Here is a 21,446-nt window from a genome sequence, read left to right on the forward strand (position 1 = left end):
TCATGCCATCCAGCGGTCCGGCCGGGCCTCCCGCCGCCCCGTCCGCGACCGGTCCGCCTGCGCCTGAAGAAGCTCCGCGGCCTCCGGGGCGGGGCGCAGCCGAGCCGTCACCGTCTTGCCGGCCCCGGTGTCCACATGGACGTCGGCGAGGCCGTGGAAGCGCTTCCAGGGCCCCTGCGTCAGCCGGACGCTCTGGACCTTCGCATGGGGTACGAGGGAGAGGCTGCGGCGCAGCAGGCCGTGGCGGGTGGCGAACACGGTGTCGGTGACGGCGATCCCGTACCCCCGCCACCAGAACGGCACGCACCACCCGGCCCGGCGCGGCGGCCGGGACAGGGCGGACGGCACCGTCACTCCCGGCAGTACGCCCGCGACCACCGCCTCGGCGACCTCGCGCGGGGCGACCGGCACGAGGACGGAGTTGGACGACCCCGCCACGTCCAGCTCGACCCGTACCCACCCGCGCCGCCGCCACAGCAGCGGTTCGACGATCCGTACGGTCTGCACGCGCCCCGGCGGCACCGTCTCGTGCGTGCGGTCGAGGAGGCCGTGGTCGATGCGGAGCCCGTCGGGGGAGTCGCCCACCGTCCAGTCGTACTCGCCGACGAACCGGCCCACGCTGCTCGCACCCGCGGCGCCGAGCAGCGGCACCCCGGTCGCGAGGACCGACCACACGCTGTGGGTGGCGAACCAGAGCACGGGCGGTACGACGAGCGCGGCGGCCAGGGAGCCCCAGGTGGCGCCGGTGAGGACCAGGGAGACGGCCAGGACGCCCGCCGGGACGTGCAGCAGCCGCCGTACCGGGGCCTCGCCGACCTCGCGCGCCGTCTCGGGGGCGAAACCGGCCGCGCGGGCGAGGAGTTCGGCGCGCAGGGCGCGGGCGTCGTCCTCGCCGAGGAAGGCGAGTTCGTCCTTCTTGTGCGTCCCCACGACATCGAGTTTGAGTTTGGTGACACCCGCCACGCGGGCCAGCAGCGGCTGGGTGACGTCGACGGCCTGGAGGCGGTCGAGCCGGATGTGCGCGGTACGCCGGAAGAACAGGCCGGTGCGGATGCGCAGTTCCGTCTCGGTCACCGCGAAGTGCGTGAACCACCAGCTGAGGAAGCCGTAGAGGGCGGCCGCCGGGACGATCACGGCGAGTCCGATGAGCAGCGCCGTCGTCGTCAGCCGGGTCAGCTGCTCCTGTGCCTGATCGGGGTCGTGGACGGCCCAGCCGGCTATCACGGCGACGGGCGCCCAGGCCCGCCGGAACGGCGTCACGGGGTGCAGCCGCCGCTCGACCAGCGGCTTCTCCTCCCGCACGGCGTCCTGCGGGCCCGGCGCCGGCGTCGTCACAGCCCCGCCGATCGGGCCTCGCCCAGCTCGGTCAGCCGGTCGCGCAGCCGCTCGGCCTCGGCCGGGTCCAGACCCGGGATGCGGGCGTCCGTCGCCGCGGCCGCCGTGTGCAGCTGCACGCTCGCGAGCCCGAAATGCCGCTCGACGGGTCCGGAGGTCACCTCGACCAGCTGCATCCGGCCGTAGGGCACCACGGTCTCCTCGCGGAACAGCACCCCGCGGCTGATCAGCAGGTCGTCCGCGCGCTCGGCGTACCGCCAGGAGCGCCAGTTGCGCCCCAGCATCCGCCAGCCCCACCCCAGCAGAGCGAGCGGCAGCAGGGCGAAAGCGGCCCAGACCGGCCCCGCGAGCAGTCCCGGCAGGAGGGCCACGGCGATCGTCAGCAGCCCCAGCCACACCACCAGCAGCAGCCGGCGCATCCGCAGCAGACCCGGCGGCAGCCCGGTCCAGACAGGCTCCGAGGCGGTGTCGACCGCGGGTTCCGTGCTCCGCTTTTCCATGCCGCAAGGGTACGTACGCCAGACTGTGTCCATGACTCCCAAGACGGAGACCACGATCGGTATCGGCGGCGCCGCGGAAAGCACCGACATGGTGCTCAACATCGGGCCCCAGCATCCGTCGACGCACGGCGTGCTGCGGCTGCGGCTCGTGCTCGACGGCGAACGGATCCAGCACGCGGAGCCGGTGATCGGCTACATGCATCGCGGTGCGGAGAAACTGTTCGAGGCGCGCGACTACCGCCAGATCGTCATGCTCGCCAACCGCCACGACTGGCTCTCGGCGTTCTCGAACGAGCTGGGTGTGGTGCTCGCCGTGGAGCGGATGCTCGGCATGGAGGTCCCCGAGCGCGCGGTGTGGCTGCGCACGCTGCTCGCGGAGCTCAACCGTGTCCTGAACCACCTGATGTTCCTGGGTTCCTATCCCCTGGAGCTCGGCGGGATCACGCCGATCTTCTACGCGTTCACGGAGCGCGAGGAGCTCCAGCACGTGATGGAGGAGATCTCCGGCGGGCGCATGCACTACATGTTCAACCGGGTCGGGGGCCTCAAGGAGGACCTTCCCGCCGGATGGACCACACGCGCGCGCGGCGCCGTCACCGCGCTGCGCTCGCGGATGGGCGTGTACGACGACCTGGTGCTCGGCAACGAGATCTTCCGGGGGCGCACGCGGGACGTGGGCGTCCTCGCGCCGGCGGCCGTGCACGCGTACGGCGTGAGCGGGCCGATCGCGCGTGCCTCGGGCGTCGACTTCGACCTGCGCCGCGACGAGCCGTACCTGGCGTACGGCGAGCTCCAGGACACCCTGAAGGTCGTCACGCGGCAGGAGGGCGACTGCCTGGCCCGCTTCGAGTGCCTCCTGGAGCAGACGCACAACGCGCTGGACCTCGCCGACGCCTGTCTCGACCGGCTGGCCGAGCTGCCGCCCGGACCGGTCAACCAGCGCCTCCCCAAGGTCCTCAAGGCGCCCGAGGGCCACACGTACGCCTGGACCGAGAACCCCCTCGGCATCAACGGCTACTACCTGGTCAGCAAGGGCGAGAAGACCCCGTACCGGCTGAAGCTGCGCTCGGCCTCGTTCAACAACATCCAGGCGCTGACCGAGCTGCTGCCGGGCACGCTGGTCGCGGACATGGTGGCGATCCTGGGGTCACTGTTCTTCGTGGTCGGCGACATCGACAAGTAGATCGGCGGGCAGGCCCTCGAACAGGGTGCGGCGGCCTGACCGGGGCACTCCCACCGGCTGCAGCAGCCAGCCGAAGTCGCCCAGGCCGCCGGGCGCGATGAGCTCGGCGGCCTCGCCGGCCCCCGCGAGGGCGCGTACGTACGCGGCGGGATCGCTCGAAGCCAGCGCGAGCGCCGGTCGGGAGCCGCTCACGCCCAGCGCGCGCAGCGCGGCCCGCTGGGTCACCACGCGCCCCCCGGGCAGCGCGCACGCGTCGAGGGCGACGTGCGCCGTGATGTCGCACGAGCCGTCGGGCACGGGCCGTGTCTCCCGGCCCCCGCGGAAGCCCGTGAGCGTCCCGAAGGGCGGCCGGGCGGCGGCGAGGTGGGCGTAGTCGGCGGCGACGGCCAGACCCCGGTCGAGGGTGGCCACGGCTCCGGCCCAGGCCGTGTCCCTGGAGAGCCCGATCTCGGCGCGGGCCCCCTCTCCGGACGCCGGCCACCACGCCCGCAGCCACTGCGCCCCGGCCCCGGCGACGGGCTCCCCGAGGCGTTCGGTCCCGTCCTCGGCACGTACGAGCACCAGCCGCCGTACGCCCTCGGAATCCACCTCCGCCACGTCCACCGGCACATTGTCCAGCCACTCGTTGGCGAACAGCAGTCCGGTGGTCCCGCGCGGGGGCTCGGGGAGCCACTGGATCCGGGGGTCGAGTCCGGCGGGGCGGCCGGCGCGTTCGACGGCGTACCCGCGCGCCCGGGAGGCCACGTCGGCGGGGAGCGCGGCGAGGACACCCGTCACCAGTTCGCCGTGACCGGCCGCCATGTCGACGAAGTCGAGCTCGGCGGGACGGCCGAGGGCCGCGTCGACCCGGCACAGCAGCCGGGCCACGGCGGCCGCGAAGAGCGGGGAGGCGTGCACGGACGTACGGAAGTGGGCCCCGGGTCCCTCGGGCCCGCGGTAGAAGCCCGCGGGGCCGTACAGCGCCTCCTGTGCCGCCTCGCGCCAACCCCGCCACACGCCCGCCGTCTCATGCCTCACCGGGTCAGGCTAGGCGTCCGGAACGGGGAGAGCCTCCACCTTGGGGAGTACGAGCACCGCTCGCGGATCGGTCCTCCGGTTGACCCCTGCACACTGCACGCTTCCCTACTCTGGGTTACGTGCAGCGCCTTTATGACTTTCTCCGCAGACATCCGACGTGGGTCGACGGCTTCTGGGCCGTCGTCCTGCTCGGGATCTCCGCCGTGAGCCTCACCAAGGTCAACGGCGCTGCGAACCACCACGGGTCGCTCGTGACGGCCCTCCCGATCGCTCTGGTCCTGAGCCTGGTCGTGGCGCTGCGCCGCCGTATGCCCGAGAAGATGCTGGTCCTGGCGGCCGCGATGGGCCTCGCGCAGCTGGTCCTGGACGTCGAGGTGGTGCCCGCCGACTTCGCGATGCTGGTGATCATCTACACCGTCGCGGCGGACGGCGCCCGCTGGGCCTCCCGCTTCGCGCTGATCGGCGGCCTGTGCGCGGCGACCCTCTCGCAGATCCGCTGGCCCCAGCTGGACTCCGGCTCGCTGGGCAACATCCTGATAGCGGCCTTCCAGACGGTGCCGTTCGCGCTGGCCTGGGTGCTCGGGGACTCCGTCCGCACCCGCCGCGCCTATCTCGCCCAGTTGGAGGAGCGGGCCGCCCGGCTGGAGAAGGAGCGTGAGGCGCAGGCCAAGGTCGCCGTCGCCGCCGAGCGCGCCCGGATCGCCCGGGAGCTGCACGACGTGGTCGCGCACAACGTCTCGGTGATGGTGGTCCAGGCCGATGGCGCCGCCTACGTCATGGACACCGCCCCCGAGCAGGCGAGGAAGGCCCTGGAGACCATCTCCGGGACCGGCCGCCAGGCGCTCGCCGAGATGCGCCGCCTGCTCGGCGTCCTGCGCACCGGCGAACACCAGGAGGTCGGCGAGTACGTGCCGCAGCCCGACGTGGAGCAGCTCGACGACCTCATCGAGCAGTGCCGCACCTCGGGGCTGCCCGTCGACTTCAAGGTCGAGGGGACGCCGCGCCCCCTGCCCAGCGGCGTGGAGCTCACGGCGTACCGCATCGTGCAGGAGGCGCTCACCAACACGCGCAAGCACGGGGGCCCGAACACCGGCGCGAGTGTGCGCCTGGTCTACTTCGACGACGGCCTCGGCCTGCTCGTCGAGGACGACGGCAAGGGCGCGCCCCACGAGCTGTACGAGGAGGGGGGCGCCGACGGGCAGGGGCACGGTCTGATCGGGATGCGCGAGCGTGTCGGCATGGTCGGCGGCACCCTGGACGCGGGACCGCGGCCCGGTGGAGGCTTCCGCATCAGTGCCCTGCTGCCGCTCAAGCCCGCGCACTGACACCTGTACACGTGCGATCCGTAAGCACGTGTGATCCGTAAGCAAGTGATGTGAAGGGACCCCGATGGCGATCCGCGTGATGCTCGTCGACGACCAGGTGCTGCTGCGCACCGGTTTCCGGATGGTGCTCGACGCCCAGCCGGACATGGAGGTCGTGGCCGAGGCGGGCGACGGTGTCGAGGCCCTCCAGGTGCTGCGGGCGTCGGCCGTCGACGTGGTGCTGATGGACGTCCGGATGCCGAAGCTGGACGGGGTGGAGACCACGCGCCGCATCTGCTCGGACCCGAACCCCCCGAAGGTGCTGATCCTCACCACCTTCGACCTCGACGAGTACGCCTTCTCCGGGCTGAAGGCGGGTGCCTCCGGCTTCATGCTCAAGGACGTGCCGCCCGGCGAACTGCTCACCGCCATCCGCTCCGTGCACAGCGGCGACGCGGTGGTCGCGCCGTCCACCACCCGGCGCCTGCTCGACCGCTTCGCGCCGATGCTGCCCAACGCCGGCAAGGATCCCCAGCACAAGGGACTGGAGCGGCTCACCGACCGCGAGCGCGAGGTGATGATCCTCGTCGCGCAGGGCCTGTCGAACGGAGAGATCGCGGCCCGCCTCGTGCTCTCCGAGGCGACCGTGAAGACCCACGTGGGGCGCATTCTGACGAAGCTGGGGCTGCGGGACCGGGTGCAGGTGGTGGTCCTCGCCTACGAGACGGGGCTCGTACGGGCGGGCGGGCACCGCTGATCCGTCGGCGGGCCGGGCGCGTGATCCGCCGACGGGCCGGGCGTGCCCGGCCTCCCGCGGCCCCACCGGGGCAGTGGGCCGCGGCTCAGCGCAGGATGCCCTCAAGGAAGTCGCTGCCGAGCCGGGCCACGACCGCCACGTCCAGCTGGTGCAGCACGTACCGGCCACGGCGCCGCGTGGTGATCAGGCCCGCCTTCTTGAGCACGCCCAGGTGCCGGGATATCTCGGGGGCCGTCATCCCGTTCACCTGGGCCAGCTCGCCCGTGGTGAACACGCTGCGGGCCAGACTCCGGCAGATCCGCATCCGGACCGGATGCGACAGGGCGGTCATCCGCAGCGTCAGCTGCTCCAGGGAGGACGGGGTGGTCAGTTCGGGGGAGCCGACCGGGTAGTGCAGCACCGGCTGCCAGCCGTACCGGTGCAGCACCATCAGGTGCGGCCAGCCGAGACTCGTCGGCACCAGGAGGAGGCCGCCGTCCCCGGTGGACGTCCGGCCCTGGCCCAGCTTGTCGACCGTGATCGTGCGGGTGCTCTCGTCGAGCGCCATCGCGGGGGAGACCGAGGCCACGGCCTCCGCGAGGCCCCTGCGCCGCAGCAGATCCGTCTTGTGCCGGGCGTCCGCCGCGAGCTGGTGGCGCAGCCGGGACCAGGTCTCCGCGAAGAACGCCTCGTCGCAGTCCTCCAGGAACTGCCGCAGCCACGCCCGGATCTGCGGAGGATCGTCCAGCAGCCGTCGGCTGAACCGCACCTGTTGCGGTCCGCGCGCGGCGGCCAGCTCCAGCGCGCGGTGCTGCAGCGCCGGGTCGGAGAGCGTGTCGGGGCCCGGCCCCTCGTACGGGAGCGCGCAGGTGAACTCCAGCGCCGCGTCGACGAACTGCTCGTCCGTCAGCTTGTCCAGCTGGTCCAGTTCCTCGGCGAGCGTGGCGCCCGGGAGCGTGCTCCGGCCGGGGATGCCCGCGTAGGGCAGGAACAGGTCGGAGAAGGTCGTCCGCCACAGGAAGTCGGCCTCGCACATCCGGTCGGCGAGGTGCGGGTCGAGGCGGGGGGTCACGCCGGTCGCCCAGCCCTGGAGCCCGGGGTGGTGCCCCGGCTCGGACAGCGCGTGCAGCGCCATCCCGAGCTCGGCCAGCGGCGAGGGCACGACGGCGATCCGCTCCGGCCGGAGCCCGGTGACATCGATACGCACGCTCATGACCTCATGGTGCACCCCACCACCGACAACGTCGCCGCCGATTGACGGCCGCCGTCAATCGGCGGCGGCGTACGCCGAGCGCGGGCGCCCCGGGAGGGCCGGGATCTCAGCCGGGCAGCCGCGCCACGAAGTCCGCGACGGCCGCCTTCACGTCCCCGGCCGTCCACTCGAGACCCGGGGCCGCCACCGTGACCTCGGTGAGCGCGAGCCCCGGGCCGCCACGGCTCCAGCGCCCGAAGAGACCGGTTTTCGTCTCCTCGGTGTGCAGCATCGCCGCGTCCGTGAGCACCTCGGCGTCGTAGGGCAGCCAGACCTGGAACTGGTGGGTGTGCGGCTCCTCGGGATGGACGCGCGCCCAGGGCACCCCGGCCTCGGTGAACCCCTCGCGCAGGGCGGCGGCGACCACGCGCGCGTGGGCCACGTACGCGGGCAGCCGCGGCAGCTCCCGGTCCAGCCCGATCAGTGCCGCCAGCACGGTCGGGAACTGCTGGAAGACCATGCCGCCGTACCGGTGCCGCCATGCCTTCGCCTCGTCGATCAGCGTCCTGGGGCCCGCGACCGCCGCCCCGCCGAGGCCCTCCAGCGACTTGTAGAACGACACGTAGACGCTGTCCGCGAGGCCCGCGATCTCGTCCAGGGGACGGCCGAGATGCGGGGTGCACTCCCACAGCCGGGCACCGTCGAAGTGCACGACGGCATCCCGCTCGCGCGCCGCCTCCGTGACCGCCACGAGTTCCTCCCAGGACGGCAGTACGAAACCGGCGTCCCGCAGGGGCAGTTCGAGCAGCAGTGACCCGAAAGGCTCCTCGAAGTCCCGGACCTCCTCGGCGGTCGGCAGCCGTGGTTCGTCCGTCACCCTGACCGGGCGCAGGCCGCTGAGGCTGCTGAACGCATGCCGCTCGTGCGTCTCCGGGTGGCTGAGCGCGTGCATCGCGACGGTCGCGTCGCCGGTACGGCCCGCCCAGCAGCGCAGGGCGACCTGCTGCGCCATGGTCCCGGTGGGGAAGAAGACGGCCGCTTCCTTGCCGAGCAGTCCGGCGACCCGCTCCTCCAGGGTCTCCACGAGCCGGTCGCCGTACATGTCCACCGGCCGGTCGAGGTCGTACACGCCCTCGGCGCCGTCGGTCAGCCAGGCCAGCCGTGAACGGACCGTCTGCTGATGGCTGGACCGCCACAGCACCCGTTCGGCCCCCTGCCACGCGGCATTCCGCCGCTCCCGCTTCCGCTCCGCCGTCTCTTCCCGGCCCTGCCCGCCCGTCTCTTCCGTGTCCTGCTCCGTGTCCCGCTCCGCGGCCGGTTCCCGGCCACGCTCCGCCGAATCGCTCATCCCCGGATGATGCCGTGCGCCGTCCCGTCCCGGCACCTCCATTTGCGCACCCGCCGCGACCTGCGGAAACCCACAGCCTGTGGACAACCGAAACAGCCCCCGAACCAATCGCGTTAACATGACGAGAAATCGTCCGGTACCCCGAGCGGACTGGAACGGAAGGCCGCCGTCGAGTGAGTACATCCCCCCAGCCAGAACCCAAGGACCGACCCGCACGCCTCGGCGTCGGCGTCGTCGGCGCGGGCCGCGTCGGCCCCGCCCTCGCGGCGGCCCTCCAGCTCGCCGGACACCGCCCGGTGGCCGTGTCCGGGGTCTCCGACGCCTCCAGGCGCCGTGCCGCGCTCCTGCTGCCCGACGTGCCGCTGATGTCCCCGGCACAGGTCCTCCAGCGCGCCGACCTGGTCCTGCTGACCGTCCCGGACGACACCCTGCCCGGCCTCGTCGAAGGACTCGCCGAGACCGGGGCCGTCCGGCCCGGCCAACTGCTCGTGCACACCTCCGGGCGGTACGGCGCGCGGGTGCTCGACCCTGCGCTGAGGGCCGGCGCCCTGCCGCTCGCGCTGCACCCCGCCATGACCTTCACCGGCACCCCCGTGGACGTGCAGCGGCTGGCCGGATGCTCCTTCGGCGTCACCGCGCCCGAGGAGCTGCGCCTCGCCGCCGAGGCCCTCGTGATCGAGATGGGCGGCGAGCCCGAGTGGATCTCCGAGGAGTCCCGGCCGCTCTACCACGCGGCCCTCGCGCTCGGCGCCAACCACCTGGTGACCCTGGTCGCCGAGTCCATGGAGCTGCTGCGCGCCGCCGGCGTCGAGGCCCCCGACCGGATGCTCGGCCCGCTGCTCGGCGCCGCCCTCGACAACGCCCTCAGATCCGGCGACGCCGCCCTCACCGGGCCCGTCGCGCGCGGGGACGCGGGCACGGTCGCGGCCCACGTCGCCGAGCTGCGCAAACACGCCCCGCAGACCGTCGCCGGCTACCTCGCGATGGCCCGCGCGACCGCCGACCGCGCCCTCGCCCACGGACTGCTGAAGCCGGAACTCGCCGAGGACCTCCTCGGGGTACTCGCCGACGACGCGACCCTGCCCGACGACGGGAGCGACCGATGACCGTCCTGCTGCGTACCTCCGACGACCTGCACGCGCGCGGACGGGGCGAGCGCCGGGTCGTGGTGATGACCATGGGCGCCCTGCACGAGGGCCACGCCACGCTGATCCGCGCGGCCCGCGAGCTCGCCGGCCCGCGCGGCGACGTCGTCGTCACCGTCTTCGTGAACCCCCTCCAGTTCGGCGTGGGCGAGGACCTCGACCGCTACCCCCGCACCCTCGACTCCGACGTCAAGACCGCCGAGCAGGCGGGCGCGGACGCCGTGTTCGCCCCCTCCGTGGACGAGGTCTACCCGGGCGGCGAACCCCAGGTCCGGCTCTCCGCCGGCCCCATGGGCGAGCGGCTGGAGGGCGCCACGCGCCCCGGCCACTTCGACGGCATGCTCACCGTCGTCGCCAAGCTCCTGCACCTGACCCGGCCGGACACGGCCCTGTTCGGGCAGAAGGACGCCCAGCAGCTCGCCCTGATCCGCCGCATGGTCCGCGACCTGAACTTCGGCGTGGAGATCGTCGGCGTACCCACCGTGCGCGAGGACGACGGACTCGCCCTCTCCAGCCGCAACCGCTTCCTGTCGACCGAGGAGCGGCGCACCGCCCTCGCCCTCTCCCAGGCGCTGTTCGCCGGCCGCGACCGGCACGCCGCCCAGGAGGCCCTGCGCGCGCGGGCCCGCGAAGTGCCCGCCACGCGCGCGCGTGCCGAGGCGCTCAGCGCGATCGGAGAGTCCCGCGCCGCCGCCGACGCGCACGCCGTGGCCAAGGCCGCCCCCAGCGGCCCCTCCGGTGTCCGCGCGGCCGCCCGCCTGATCCTGGACGAGGCGGTCCGTCTGCGGCCGCCGCTGGCCCTGGACTACCTGGCACTGGTCGATCCGTCCGACTTCACCGAGATCCAGGACGACTTCACCGGCGACGCGGTCCTCGCCGTCGCCGCCCGGGTCGGCACGACCCGCCTGATCGACAACATCCCCCTCACCTTCGGAGCCGCCTCGTGACCGGCAAAGGCACAGGTACCGGTAAAGGCACAGGTACCGGCATACGACTGCACGCGCCCGCCCCCGGCTGGGCCCTGACCGCCGACGTGGTGGTCGTCGGCTCCGGCGTCGCCGGCCTCACCGCCGCCCTGCGCTGCGAGGCCGCGGGCCTGACGACCGTCGTCGTCACCAAGGCCCGCCTGGACGACGGCTCCACCCGCTGGGCCCAGGGCGGCATCGCCGCGGCCCTCGGCGAGGGCGACACCCCCGAACAGCACCTCGACGACACCCTGGTCGCGGGCGTCGGACTGTGCGACGAGGACGCGGTACGCATCCTCGTCACCGAGGGCCCCGACGCCGTACGCCGCCTCATCGCGACCGGAGCGCATTTCGACGAGTCCTCCGAGGGCGACCTGGAACTCACCCGTGAGGGCGGCCACCACCGCCGCCGCATCGCGCACGCGGGCGGCGACGCGACCGGCGCCGAGATCTCCCGGGCGCTCGTCGAGGCGGTACGCGCGCGTGGCCTGCGCACGGTGGAGAACGCGCTCGTCCTGGACCTCCTGACGGACGCCGACGGCCGCACCGCGGGTGTGACCCTGCACGTCATGGGAGAGGGCCAGCACGACGGCGTGGGAGCCGTGCACGCCCCCACCGTGGTCCTCGCCACCGGCGGCATGGGACAGGTCTTCTCCGCGACCACCAATCCCTCGGTCTCCACGGGCGACGGCGTGGCCCTCGCGCTGCGCGCGGGCGCCGAGGTCTCCGACCTCGAATTCGTCCAGTTCCACCCGACCGTGCTGTTCCTCGGCCCGGACGCGGAGGGCCAGCAGCCACTGGTGTCGGAGGCGGTCCGCGGCGAGGGCGCCCACCTGGTCGACGCGGACGGAGTGCGCTTCATGCTCGGCCGGCACGAACTGGCCGAGCTGGCACCCCGGGACATCGTCGCCAAGGGCATCATGCGCCGCATGCAGGAGCAGGGCGCCGAGCACATGTACCTCGACGCCCGGCACTTCGGCGCCGACATGTGGGAGCACCGCTTCCCGACCATCCTCGCCGCCTGCCGCGCCCACGGCATCGACCCGGTGACCGAGCCCGTCCCGGTCGCCCCGGCCGCCCACTACGCCTCCGGCGGCGTCCGCACGGACGCCCGGGGCCGCACCACGGTGCCCGGTCTGTACGCCTGCGGCGAGGTCGCCTGCACCGGAGTGCACGGCGCCAACCGGCTCGCCTCCAACTCCCTCCTGGAAGGCCTGGTCTACGCCGAGCGCATCGCGGCCGACATCGCGTACAGCCGTGCGAAGGACGGCCTCCACGCGCGCGTGCCCGAGCCGGTCCCGCACCCCGACAAGCCCGCGCACCCGCTGCTCGCGCCCGAGGCCCGGTTCGCCATCCAGCGGATCATGACGGAGGGCGCGGGCGTCCTGCGCTCGGCCGAGTCCCTGGCCCACGCGGCCGACCGTCTCCAGCGGCTGCACTCGGACGCCCGCGACGCCCTCGACGAGAACGGCAAGACCTCCGAGCCCGGCGTCGACACCTGGGAGGCCACCAACCTCCTGTGCGTGGCGCGGGTCCTGGTCGCGGCCGCCCTCCTGCGCGAGGAGACCCGCGGCTGCCACTGGCGCGAGGACCACGCGGACCGCGACGACTCGAACTGGCGCCGGCACATCGTCGTGCGGCTGAATCCCGACCGCACGCTCGCCGTGCACACCACCGACACAGCAGACTTCCCCCCGACCCTCCCCCAAGCCGACGGCCCCGCCCGGGCAGGGGAGTCCCCCACGCCCCGGCAGACGCCCCGCAACCAGGAGCAGTGACCGAAGTGAGCACCCCCGACCTTCCCCTCGTCCAGAGCGGCGGCTGCGGCGACGGCTGCGGCTGTGGCGGCGCCGACAACGACGGCGACGAGACGTACATGGAGTGCGGCCTCGACCCCGCGCTCGCCCAGCTCCTCGCCGACGCCGGACTCGACCCGCTCGAGGTCGAGGACATCGCGAACGTCGCCATCCAGGAGGACCTCGACAACGGCGTGGACGTGACGACCGTCGCGACCATTCCCGAGGACGCCGTCTCCACCGCCGACTTCACCGCCCGTGACGCGGGCGTCGTCGCGGGCCTGCGCGTCGCCGAGGCCGTCGTCTCCGTGGTCTGCACCGACGAGTTCGAGGTGGAGCGGCACGTCGAGGACGGCGACCGGGTCGAGGCGGGACAGAAGCTCCTCAGCGTCACCACCCGCACCCGCGACCTCCTCACGGCCGAGCGCAGCGCGCTGAACCTGCTGTGCCGTCTGTCCGGCATCGCGACCGCCACGCGCGCGTGGGCCGACGCCCTGGAGGGCACCGGCACCCGCGTGCGCGACACCCGCAAGACGACCCCCGGCCTGCGCTCCCTGGAGAAGTTCGCGGTGCGCTGCGGCGGCGGCGTCAACCACCGCATGTCGCTCTCGGACGCCGCACTGGTCAAGGACAACCACGTGGTCGCGGCGGGAGGCGTGGAGCAGGCATTCACGGCCGTCCGTGAGGCGTTCCCGGAAGTCGCGATCGAGGTCGAGGTCGACACGCTGCACCAGCTGCGCCAGGTCCTGGACGCGGGCGCCGACCTGATCCTCCTCGACAACTTCACGCCCGCCGAGTGCGAGGAGGCGGTGGCCCTGGTCGCCGGCCGCGCGCTCCTGGAGGCCTCGGGCCGGCTCACCCTCGGCAACGCCGAGGAGTACGCCAGGACGGGCGTCGACTTCCTCGCGGTGGGCGCCCTGACCCACTCCTCGCCGATCCTGGACATCGGCCTGGACCTGCGCGACGCGTCGGCGGACGAGACCTCCACGGACGAGGCGGAGTAGGACCCATGCTCCTGACCATCGACGTCGGCAACACCCACACGGTCCTCGGCCTCTTCGACGGCGAGGAGATCGTCGAGCACTGGCGCATCTCCACGGACGCCCGCCGCACCGCCGACGAGCTCGCCGTGCTCCTCCAGGGCCTGATGGGGATGCACCCGCTGCTCGGCGAGGAACTCGGCGACGGCATCGACGGCATCGCGATCTGCGCCACCGTCCCGTCCGTGCTGCACGAGCTGCGTGAGGTGACCCGCCGCTACTACGGCGACGTCCCGGCCGTCCTGGTCGAGCCCGGCGTCAAGACGGGCGTGCCGATCCTCACGGACAACCCGAAGGAGGTCGGCGCGGACCGCATCATCAACGCGGTCGCGGCCGTCGAGCTCTACGGGGGACCGGCGATCGTCGTCGACTTCGGCACCGCGACCACGTTCGACGCGGTCAGCGCGCGGGGCGAGTACGTGGGCGGTGTCATCGCGCCCGGGATCGAGATCTCCGTCGACGCGCTCGGGGTCAAGGGGGCCCAGCTGCGAAAGATCGAGGTGGCCCGGCCGCGGGCCGTCATCGGCAAGAACACCGTCGAGGCGATGCAGTCCGGGATCATCTACGGGTTCGCGGGGCAGGTGGACGGGGTCGTCAACCGGATGGTGCGGGAGCTCGCGGAGGATCCGGACGATGTCACCGTCATCGCGACCGGGGGGCTGGCGCCGATGGTTCTGGGGGAGGCCTCGGTCATCGACGAGCACGAGCCGTGGCTCACGCTGATCGGGCTCCGCCTGGTGTACGAGCGAAACGTGTCCCGTACCTGAGGGGGGCGCCCCCGCCGCCCCCACCCGTCCCGTTCCTGGGGGGCGCCGCCCCCAGACCCCCCTCCGGTCTGAACGGCCTCGTCCTCAAGCGCCGGACGGGCTGGAAACGGGGGCCGGCGCCGGATCGTTCCGGTTCGGTCGTCGGCTTCACGGTCCGGCCGTGGGGCGCGGGCCCGCGCCATCAGCCCGTCCGGCGTTTGAGGACGAGCCCTTCGGGCGGTGCGGGGGTCCAGAAGGCGGCGACCCCTTGGCAGGGAGGCCCGGGAGGCGGAGTCACCAGGAGATGGGGCGGGGCCCAGGACACGCGTAGGGGGATATGGCGGATTTTGTCTGATTAGCGCGTATCGTCGCGGCATGCCCACGCCCTACGGATCCCGCGGCGGCATGGCGTTCGGTGCGCAGGAGCTGCGTGTGCTCCGTCGTGCTCTCGCCCTCGCCCTCCATCCCGCCCCCGCCTCGGCCGAAGACGTCCAGGACTGCCTACGGCTCGCCGAATCCGTCGACGAGGCCGCCCGCGAGGGGGCCAGGCTCCGGGCCTTCCTGCTGGCCGACCTCTCCCGCTACCGGGCCGCGCTGCCCGGTACGGCCGCCGGCTACCTGGTACTCCTGGAAGAGACCCTGGCCACCGGCTACCGGCCGAATCCGGACGATCTCGCCGCCCTGCGCGCCCTGCGCGGGAACCCCGCCGCGGCCGCCCTCCTGGAACGCTGCTGCGACCTCGCCGAACGGGACGTCCGCGCCCGCCTGGCGGGCCGCACGGCCACTCCCACGGTCCCGGCGTCCCGTACCCGTCTGACGGCCCTCCCCGGAGGTCTGGCACGGGCCGCGGGTCCCGACGAGCCCGTCCGGAAACCGGCGGACCGGCCCGCCGCCGATCCGAAGCCGAACCCGCCCGGCAGGAGTCCGCGCCCGGACCGCCCGATTCCCACCCCGGGCGAGGTCTTCCCGCCCAGGCGCAAACCCGCGCCGCCACCGGTGAACCCCCCTCAACAGCTCGCGGCTGGCTAGCTACTCTGGAGGCATGGAATATGTCTCCGCGCTCGTGCCCCCCGTAGTGATGGCCGTGTTCTTCATCGGGTTGATCGTGACGATCGTCAAGACCCAGGGTGGTGCCAACAAGTCCAAGGAGGACGCGGTCGTCGACGCCGCCCTCGCGCGCGCGGACGGCGCCCGCCAGGTCTCCCGGGACTCCGAGGCCTGAGCGCCCGACCCCTTCGGGGCGCTCATCGGCGTACGACTCATACGTTTTTCGAGTCGTACGCCCTTTTTGTTGCTGATCTCCCACTATTGTTCTGAGCTGTGCCTCGCCCATTGGGAGAACTCGAAGACTCGGTCATGACGCGGGTGTGGAAGTGGAACCGCCCGGTGACCGTTCGGGAAGTCCTGGAAGACCTTCAGCAGGAACGGTCCATCGCCTACACCACGGTGATGACCGTTTTGGACAATCTCCATCAGAAGGGCTGGGTGCGTCGCGAGGCGGAAGGCCGGGCCTATCGATATGAGGCGGTCTCCACGCGTGCCGCCTACTCCGCGGCCCTCATGAACGACGCATGGTCCCAGAGTGACAACCCCGCCGCCGCTCTCGTCGCCTTCTTCGGCATGATGAGCGAGGAACAGCGCCATGCGCTGCGTGACGCCATGCGTATCGTGCAAGGTCCCGAAGAAGGCCCGGTCGTTGCCGAAACGCGGGCGGCTCCGGAAGCTTCCGGCGAGAAGCGCGACGAGAAGCGCGAGGAGAAGTCGGGCGAGAACCCGGCCGGGAACGCGGGTGAGAAGCCGGGCGGCGAGAACCCCGCCTCGGACCGTGACGGCACCGGGCGATAGCGTCCGCTCATGCCAGCAGAGCATCCGGCGCGGCGGCCCGCACCGCATCCCGCAGACCCCGCGAAAGCCATCACCGTCCGGCGGGCCAGGACCGGCGATGTCCCGGCCGTGCGCCACCTCCTCGACGCGAACGTCCGGCGCCGCATCCTGCTCGACAAAGCCACGGTGACGCTTTACGAGGACATCCAGGAGTTCTGGGTCGCCGAACGCGACACCGGCTCGAGTGCCGAGGTCGTCGGCTGCGGTGCGCTGCACGTGATGTGGGAAGACCTCGCGGAAGTCCGCACTCTCGCGGTGAACCCGGCGGTCAAGGGCGCCGGTGTCGGTCATCAGTTGCTGGAGAAGTTGCTGGACACCGCCCGCTGGCTCGGCGTTCGCCGCGTTTTCTGTCTCACCTTCGAAGTGGACTTCTTCGCGAAGCACGGCTTCGTGGAGATCGGTGAGACGCCGGTCGACACCGATGTGTACGCCGAGCTGCTCCGTTCCTATGATGAGGGCGTCGCGGAGTTCCTCGGTCTCGAACGAGTGAAACCGAACACCTTGGGCAACAGCCGGATGCTTCTGCATCTGTGATCGCCGGCCACTATTCCACCGGGCCGGCTTGCCCGCGTTCCCTATGTCCGAAACGCGCACGTTTCCGGTCTTCCAGCGGCCCCCGAGTCTCCTCCAGGGGTTTGTGTTTTTCCAGCAAAAGCGGTTTGCTTTCCGACGTACTGCAGTACTGCATATAACAGGGGACGCGAAACGGCGGCCACGCCGCAGACCCTCGGCCCTCACGTTATCGATGAAAGGAAATCCGGTGGCACAGAAGGTTCAGGTCCTTCTTGTCGACGACCTCGACGGTGGCGAGGCGGACGAGACGGTGACGTTCGCGTTGGACGGCAAGACCTACGAGATCGATCTCACGACCGCCAATGCGGACAAGCTGCGTGGTCTTCTCGACGCCTACGTGAAGGGTGGGCGCCGTACCGGTGGCCGCGCTTCGGGGGCACGCGGAAAGGCCCGCGTCGCTTCCGGTGGCAGCCAGGACACCGCGCAGATCCGCGCGTGGGCGAAGGAGAACGGTTACGAGGTCAACGACCGTGGCCGCGTTCCCGCGTCCATTCGCGAGGCCTACGAGAAGGCCAACGGCTGAGCGCACGCGCGCCGCAACCGGATGCGATGGCACTGGGTCGCCATCGTCTCCACGAGTCGTACGAGATCGGGGGCGCCCCCACCGCCCCCCATGGCCGACAGGGTCGGCAGCGAGGGTTCCACCTCGCACCCCGGCTCAGGGGGCCGCAGCCAGACGGCGGCCCCCTGCGGACCGTACCCGCCGGCGGAGATCGGCCCTTCGGGCACCCCCGGCGGCAGCGGAGCCCCGATGCTCCCGCCCGCCCCGACCGCCGTGAGATCCAGCGCGAGGGTGCCCCACTCCAGCCAGTCGAGCAGCCCCGGCAGCTCCTCCGCGCTCCCCGCCGCCACCAGCAGCCGCATCCGCGCCCCGCGCCGGACCGGCCGGCCGCCGCACCGGGACGATGCGTCCCCCGGGCGGACCGCGGAACCCCCGTGCGGTGCCGGAAGGGCCGTAAGAGCGGACTCACGCGCTCCGGAATCCCCGGAATCCCCGGGATCACCGAAATCAGCGCAGTCACCGGATTCGCCATGCCGTTCCGGCAGGTTTCTGCGCAGTGCCACCGGAGACGTCGCACCGAGGTGCCGAAGGGCCGCGAAACCCGCCTCCGCGGGGACTTCCAGCACGTCGAAGCGCGTGCCGGTGGCCAGTCGCACCGGTGAGCCGGGCAAGGTCGTCCAGCCCAGTTCGTTCTCGTACCACTGCCGCGTCCGGTCGCTCGGGTCGAGCGGGCGGCGAGGAAGGGGGACAGTGGGAACCATGACAGGAGCAACCGACGGAAGGGCTCCAGGGTTACGCTGGGTGTTTCGTGATGAGCGCAGAGTGTCGAACAGGGGGGCGCGCGGGGACGAACGACGGCGCAACGATGTTCGCCCGTAGCGGAGGGAACCTGTGCGCGCTGCATGGAGTGTCAGTGCGTACGGGTAAGACATCCCTAGTGGGAGGGGCGACACGCAGAGCCTGGGCACCTCACGTTCGCCATCGGCGTACAGCTCATGAGGGTATCTGCCTGGCCTGCGGGAACATCGTCTCGCACCATCAGGTTGGAGCAGATGTCGGCGTTCGGGGTCAGGAGGCCAAGGACGGTGTCGGCAGTTGGAATGAGCGGTCCCCGCTTGCGGGACTAAGCTGCGGAAGGACAGGGAGGGGAGCGTCCCCTTACTGCCTGACCGCTCTGAGGAGCGATTAACGATGTTCGAGAGGTTCACCGACCGCGCGCGGCGGGTTGTCGTCCTGGCTCAGGAAGAAGCCCGGATGCTCAACCACAACTACATCGGCACCGAGCACATCCTCCTGGGCCTGATCCACGAGGGTGAGGGTGTCGCCGCTAAGGCCCTGGAGAGCCTCGGGATTTCGCTCGAGGCGGTCCGCCAGCAGGTGGAGGAGATCATCGGGCAGGGGCAGCAGGCCCCGTCCGGGCACATCCCCTTCACCCCCCGTGCCAAGAAGGTCCTGGAGCTCTCGCTCCGCGAGGCCCTTCAGCTGGGCCACAACTACATCGGCACGGAGCACATCCTGCTCGGCCTGATCCGAGAGGGCGAGGGCGTCGCCGCCCAGGTCCTGGTCAAGCTGGGCGCCGATCTCAACCGGGTGCGGCAGCAGGTCATCCAGCTGCTCTCCGGTTACCAGGGCAAGGAGACCGCCACCGCCGGCGGTCCTGCCGAGGGCACCCCCTCCACGTCCCTGGTCCTCGACCAGTTCGGCCGGAACCTCACCCAGGCCGCTCGTGAGTCCAAGCTCGACCCGGTCATCGGGCGCGAGAAGGAGATCGAGCGGGTCATGCAGGTGCTCTCCCGCAGGACCAAGAACAACCCGGTCCTGATCGGTGAGCCCGGTGTCGGCAAGACCGCTGTCGTCGAGGGCCTGGCGCAGGCCATCGTCAAGGGCGAGGTGCCCGAGACCCTCAAGGACAAGCACCTCTACACCCTGGACCTCGGCGCGCTGGTCGCCGGCTCCCGCTACCGCGGTGACTTCGAGGAGCGCCTGAAGAAGGTGCTCAAGGAGATCCGCACCCGCGGCGACATCATCCTGTTCATCGACGAGCTCCACACGCTGGTCGGTGCGGGTGCCGCCGAGGGCGCCATCGACGCGGCCTCGATCCTGAAGCCGATGCTGGCCCGCGGTGAGCTGCAGACCATCGGTGCGACGACTCTGGACGAGTACCGCAAGCACCTCGAGAAGGACGCGGCCCTCGAGCGCCGCTTCCAGCCGATCCAGGTGGCGGAGCCTTCCCTCCCGCACACGATCGAGATCCTCAAGGGCCTGCGCGACCGCTACGAGGCACACCACCGCGTCTCCATCACCGACGAGGCACTGGTCCAGGCCGCCACCCTGGCCGACCGGTACATCTCGGACCGCTTCCTGCCGGACAAGGCGATCGACCTGATCGACGAGGCGGGCTCCCGGATGCGCATCCGCCGGATGACCGCGCCGCCGGACCTCCGCGAGTTCGACGAGAAGATCGCGGGCGTCCGCCGCGACAAGGAGTCGGCCATCGACTCCCAGGACTTCGAGAAGGCGGCCTCTCTCCGCGACAAGGAGAAGCAGCTGCTGGCGGCGAAGACCAAGCGGGAGAAGGAGTGGAAGGCCGGCGACATGGACGTCGTGGCCGAGGTCGACGGCGAGCTGATCGCCGAGGTCCTCGCGACCGCGACCGGCATCCCGGTCTTCAAGCTGACCGAGGAGGAGTCGAGCCGCCTGCTGCGCATGGAGGACGAGCTCCACAAGCGGGTCATCGGCCAGAAGGACGCCGTCAAGGCGCTCTCGAAGGCGATCCGTCGTACCCGGGCCGGTCTGAAGGACCCGAAGCGTCCGGGTGGTTCGTTCATCTTCGCGGGCCCGTCCGGTGTCGGTAAGACCGAGCTGTCCAAGGCCCTCGCCGAGTTCCTCTTCGGCGACGAGGACGCGCTGATCTCCCTCGACATGTCGGAGTTCAGCGAGAAGCACACGGTGTCGCGTCTTTTCGGTTCGCCCCCCGGTTACGTGGGCTACGAGGAGGGCGGCCAGCTGACGGAGAAGGTGCGCCGCAAGCCGTTCTCGGTCGTCCTCTTCGACGAGGTCGAGAAGGCCCACCCGGACATCTTCAACTCGCTGCTGCAGATCCTGGAGGACGGGCGCCTGACCGACTCCCAGGGCCGGGTCGTGGACTTCAAGAACACGGTCATCATCATGACGACCAACCTCGGCACGCGGGACATCTCGAAGGGCTTCAACCTGGGCTTCGCGGCCACGGGTGACACGAAGTCCAACTACGAGCGCATGAAGAACAAGGTGTCGGACGAGCTCAAGCAGCACTTCCGTCCCGAGTTCCTCAACCGCGTCGACGACGTGGTCGTCTTCCCGCAGCTGACGCAGGAGGACATCCTCAAGATCGTCGACCTGATGGTCGGCAAGGTGGACGAGCGCCTCAAGGACCGGGACATGGGCATCGAGCTCTCCCAGTCCGCCAAGGAGCTGCTGTCCAAGAAGGGTTACGACCCCGTTCTGGGCGCGCGGCCGCTGCGTCGCACGATCCAGCGCGAGATCGAGGACACGCTCTCGGAGAAGATCCTCTTCGGTGAGCTGCGCCCCGGTCACATCGTGGTCGTCGACACGGAGGGCGAGGGCGACACCGCGACCTTCACCTTCCGGGGCGAGGAGAAGTCGGCGCTGCCCGACGTCCCGCCGATCGAGCAGGCCGCGGGTGGGGCCGGTCCCAACCTGAGCAAGGAGGCGTAGCCCTCCGGGTTCGCCTCAGCAGGAGAAGAGGGGCTGCCCCGGGACTTCGGTCCCGGGGCAGCCCCTCTTCTCGTTGTCCACGGCGGTGCGCGCACGCGTACGACGGCGGGCCCGGACCGCTGTGAGGCGTCGGAGCGCGCGTCGGCCGACGGCCCCGGCGGACGTGCACACGGCCTCCGTACGCAGGCGCGCACGCGCACAGGGTCCGTTCGCCGCCGGCCGGCTTCCGTACTCGGGCGGGCTCGTGTCCGGGCGGGCTCGTGTCCGGGCGGCCCGTGTCCGGGCCGCCGGGGTGCTGGCCCGTGTCCATGCCCGTGTCCGTGCCCGTGTGCAGACATCAACGGAAGGGCCCGGATCGTCTCGCGACGGGGGTCGCCGGAGAGGTCGGACGGGGCTCCGCGGACGCCTGCGCGGTGACATGACGCACAGGCGATTTTCCCCGTACTAGGGCTGTTAGTAGAAA

At 71.8% G+C, this 21,446-nt stretch carries 20 protein-coding genes; 14 read left to right on the forward strand and 6 right to left on the reverse strand.

Translation table 11 applies throughout. From position 1 onward, the window contains the following. Together ACFVTC_RS34720 and ACFVTC_RS34725 are read right to left on the reverse strand one after the other, a co-directional pair. Positions 1-1,335 (reverse strand): PH domain-containing protein, encoded by a 1,335-nt coding sequence (locus ACFVTC_RS34720; protein ID WP_390132446.1) that lies wholly within the window; start codon positions 1,333-1,335, stop codon positions 1-3. After that, positions 1,332-1,835 (reverse strand): PH domain-containing protein, encoded by a 504-nt coding sequence (locus ACFVTC_RS34725; RefSeq protein WP_390132447.1) that lies wholly within the window; start codon positions 1,833-1,835, stop codon positions 1,332-1,334. The genes ACFVTC_RS34720 and ACFVTC_RS34725 overlap by 4 nt, the downstream gene beginning before the upstream one ends. Before the next feature lie 31 nt (positions 1,836-1,866). On the opposite strand from ACFVTC_RS34725, the gene ACFVTC_RS34730 reads away from it, so the two are divergent. Continuing rightward, the gene (locus tag ACFVTC_RS34730; RefSeq protein WP_390132448.1) at positions 1,867-3,018 is read left to right on the forward strand and encodes an NADH-quinone oxidoreductase subunit D; all 1,152 of its coding nucleotides are present in this window, start codon (positions 1,867-1,869) and stop codon (positions 3,016-3,018) included. Here ACFVTC_RS34730 and ACFVTC_RS34735 read toward each other — a convergent pair. Beyond that, positions 2,983-4,035, reverse strand: coding sequence for an SAM-dependent methyltransferase (locus ACFVTC_RS34735; protein ID WP_390132449.1), 1,053 nt, complete (start codon positions 4,033-4,035; stop codon positions 2,983-2,985). The genes ACFVTC_RS34730 and ACFVTC_RS34735 overlap by 36 nt on opposite strands. Positions 4,036-4,154: 119 nt before the next feature. On the opposite strand from ACFVTC_RS34735, the gene ACFVTC_RS34740 reads away from it, so the two are divergent. Then, positions 4,155-5,360, forward strand: a complete 1,206-nt coding sequence (locus tag ACFVTC_RS34740) for a sensor histidine kinase (protein WP_390132450.1) — start codon at positions 4,155-4,157, stop codon at positions 5,358-5,360. A gap of 64 nt (positions 5,361-5,424) precedes the next feature. Beyond that, positions 5,425-6,096 carry a response regulator gene (locus ACFVTC_RS34745; RefSeq protein ID WP_390132451.1) on the forward strand — a complete coding sequence of 224 codons (672 nt, stop codon included), beginning with the start codon at positions 5,425-5,427 and terminating at the stop codon, positions 6,094-6,096. A gap of 85 nt (positions 6,097-6,181) precedes the next feature. Here ACFVTC_RS34745 and ACFVTC_RS34750 read toward each other — a convergent pair whose 3' ends face one another. Further along, positions 6,182-7,288 (reverse strand): DUF5937 family protein, encoded by a 1,107-nt coding sequence (locus ACFVTC_RS34750; protein WP_390132452.1) that lies wholly within the window; start codon positions 7,286-7,288, stop codon positions 6,182-6,184. A 106-nt stretch (positions 7,289-7,394) separates the two neighbouring features. Continuing rightward, positions 7,395-8,615 (reverse strand): threonine aldolase family protein, encoded by a 1,221-nt coding sequence (locus ACFVTC_RS34755; RefSeq protein ID WP_390132453.1) that lies wholly within the window; start codon positions 8,613-8,615, stop codon positions 7,395-7,397. Between the two features lie 173 nt (positions 8,616-8,788). Here ACFVTC_RS34755 and ACFVTC_RS34760 point away from each other — a divergent pair, with 173 nt between their 5' ends. The 10 genes from ACFVTC_RS34760 to ACFVTC_RS34805 all read left to right on the forward strand — a co-directional run bounded on the left by ACFVTC_RS34760 (position 8,789) and on the right by ACFVTC_RS34805 (position 17,287). Further along, positions 8,789-9,721, forward strand: a complete 933-nt coding sequence (locus tag ACFVTC_RS34760; RefSeq protein ID WP_390132454.1) for a Rossmann-like and DUF2520 domain-containing protein — start codon at positions 8,789-8,791, stop codon at positions 9,719-9,721. Further along, positions 9,718-10,707 (forward strand): pantoate--beta-alanine ligase, encoded by a 990-nt coding sequence (gene panC / locus ACFVTC_RS34765; RefSeq protein ID WP_390132455.1) that lies wholly within the window; start codon positions 9,718-9,720, stop codon positions 10,705-10,707. Before ACFVTC_RS34760 ends, panC begins: the two co-directional genes overlap by 4 nt. Next, a complete protein-coding gene (locus tag ACFVTC_RS34770) occupies positions 10,704-12,503 on the forward strand; it encodes an L-aspartate oxidase (protein WP_390132456.1) in 1,800 nt (599 codons plus the stop codon). The genes panC and ACFVTC_RS34770 overlap by 4 nt, the downstream gene beginning before the upstream one ends. 5 nt (positions 12,504-12,508) lie before the next feature. Next, positions 12,509-13,525 (forward strand): carboxylating nicotinate-nucleotide diphosphorylase, encoded by a 1,017-nt coding sequence (gene nadC / locus ACFVTC_RS34775; protein ID WP_390132457.1) that lies wholly within the window; start codon positions 12,509-12,511, stop codon positions 13,523-13,525. Positions 13,526-13,530: 5 nt separating this feature from the next. Continuing rightward, positions 13,531-14,328, forward strand: coding sequence for a type III pantothenate kinase (locus tag ACFVTC_RS34780; RefSeq protein WP_168529338.1), 798 nt, complete (start codon positions 13,531-13,533; stop codon positions 14,326-14,328). Positions 14,329-14,712: 384 nt separating this feature from the next. Then, on the forward strand, positions 14,713-15,336 hold the full coding sequence (locus ACFVTC_RS34785) for a hypothetical protein (protein ID WP_390132531.1): 624 nt from the start codon (positions 14,713-14,715) through the stop codon (positions 15,334-15,336). A gap of 13 nt (positions 15,337-15,349) precedes the next feature. Beyond that, a complete protein-coding gene (locus tag ACFVTC_RS34790; protein WP_381924342.1) occupies positions 15,350-15,529 on the forward strand; it encodes a hypothetical protein in 180 nt (59 codons plus the stop codon). A 134-nt stretch (positions 15,530-15,663) separates the two neighbouring features. Next, on the forward strand, positions 15,664-16,152 hold the full coding sequence (locus ACFVTC_RS34795) for a BlaI/MecI/CopY family transcriptional regulator (protein ID WP_390132458.1): 489 nt from the start codon (positions 15,664-15,666) through the stop codon (positions 16,150-16,152). Between the two features lie 9 nt (positions 16,153-16,161). Then, entirely contained in the window at positions 16,162-16,725 is a 564-nt protein-coding gene (locus tag ACFVTC_RS34800; protein ID WP_390132460.1) for an amino-acid N-acetyltransferase, read from the forward strand. 226 nt (positions 16,726-16,951) lie between these two features. After that, complete coding sequence (locus tag ACFVTC_RS34805) at positions 16,952-17,287, forward strand: Lsr2 family protein (protein WP_390132462.1); 336 nt, start codon at positions 16,952-16,954, stop codon at positions 17,285-17,287. On the opposite strand, the gene ACFVTC_RS34810 is transcribed toward ACFVTC_RS34805, so the two are convergent. After that, positions 17,266-18,027, reverse strand: a complete 762-nt coding sequence (locus tag ACFVTC_RS34810; protein WP_390132465.1) for an SCO3374 family protein — start codon at positions 18,025-18,027, stop codon at positions 17,266-17,268. The genes ACFVTC_RS34805 and ACFVTC_RS34810 overlap by 22 nt on opposite strands. Positions 18,028-18,457: 430 nt before the next feature. On the opposite strand from ACFVTC_RS34810, the gene ACFVTC_RS34815 reads away from it, so the two are divergent. Next, entirely contained in the window at positions 18,458-20,983 is a 2,526-nt protein-coding gene (locus tag ACFVTC_RS34815; RefSeq protein WP_390132467.1) for an ATP-dependent Clp protease ATP-binding subunit, read from the forward strand. Positions 20,984-21,446: the final 463 nt, after the last annotated feature.

Origin of the sequence: Streptomyces sp. NPDC057950 (genome assembly GCF_042887295.1) — a bacterium.
GTDB classification, from domain to species: domain Bacteria; phylum Actinomycetota; class Actinomycetes; order Streptomycetales; family Streptomycetaceae; genus Streptomyces; species Streptomyces kaempferi.

Bases quoted from the DNA above. Each gene is read 5' to 3' on its own strand.
- ACFVTC_RS34755 (WP_390132453.1), bottom strand. From the start codon at position 8,615: ATGAGCGATTCGGCGGAGCGTGGCCGGGAACCGGCCGCGGAGCGGGAC.
- ACFVTC_RS34730 (WP_390132448.1), top strand. From the start codon at position 1,867: ATGACTCCCAAGACGGAGACCACGATCGGTATCGGCGGCGCCGCGGAA.
- ACFVTC_RS34785 (WP_390132531.1), top strand. From the start codon at position 14,713: ATGGCGTTCGGTGCGCAGGAGCTGCGTGTGCTCCGTCGTGCTCTCGCC.
- ACFVTC_RS34750 (WP_390132452.1), bottom strand. From the start codon at position 7,288: ATGAGCGTGCGTATCGATGTCACCGGGCTCCGGCCGGAGCGGATCGCC.
- ACFVTC_RS34800 (WP_390132460.1), top strand. From the start codon at position 16,162: ATGCCAGCAGAGCATCCGGCGCGGCGGCCCGCACCGCATCCCGCAGAC.
- panC (WP_390132455.1), top strand. From the start codon at position 9,718: ATGACCGTCCTGCTGCGTACCTCCGACGACCTGCACGCGCGCGGACGG.
- ACFVTC_RS34815 (WP_390132467.1), top strand. From the start codon at position 18,458: ATGTTCGAGAGGTTCACCGACCGCGCGCGGCGGGTTGTCGTCCTGGCT.
- ACFVTC_RS34795 (WP_390132458.1), top strand. From the start codon at position 15,664: ATGACGCGGGTGTGGAAGTGGAACCGCCCGGTGACCGTTCGGGAAGTC.
- ACFVTC_RS34725 (WP_390132447.1), bottom strand. From the start codon at position 1,835: ATGGAAAAGCGGAGCACGGAACCCGCGGTCGACACCGCCTCGGAGCCT.
- ACFVTC_RS34790 (WP_381924342.1), top strand. From the start codon at position 15,350: ATGGAATATGTCTCCGCGCTCGTGCCCCCCGTAGTGATGGCCGTGTTC.
- ACFVTC_RS34810 (WP_390132465.1), bottom strand. From the start codon at position 18,027: ATGGTTCCCACTGTCCCCCTTCCTCGCCGCCCGCTCGACCCGAGCGAC.
- ACFVTC_RS34780 (WP_168529338.1), top strand. From the start codon at position 13,531: ATGCTCCTGACCATCGACGTCGGCAACACCCACACGGTCCTCGGCCTC.
- ACFVTC_RS34745 (WP_390132451.1), top strand. From the start codon at position 5,425: ATGGCGATCCGCGTGATGCTCGTCGACGACCAGGTGCTGCTGCGCACC.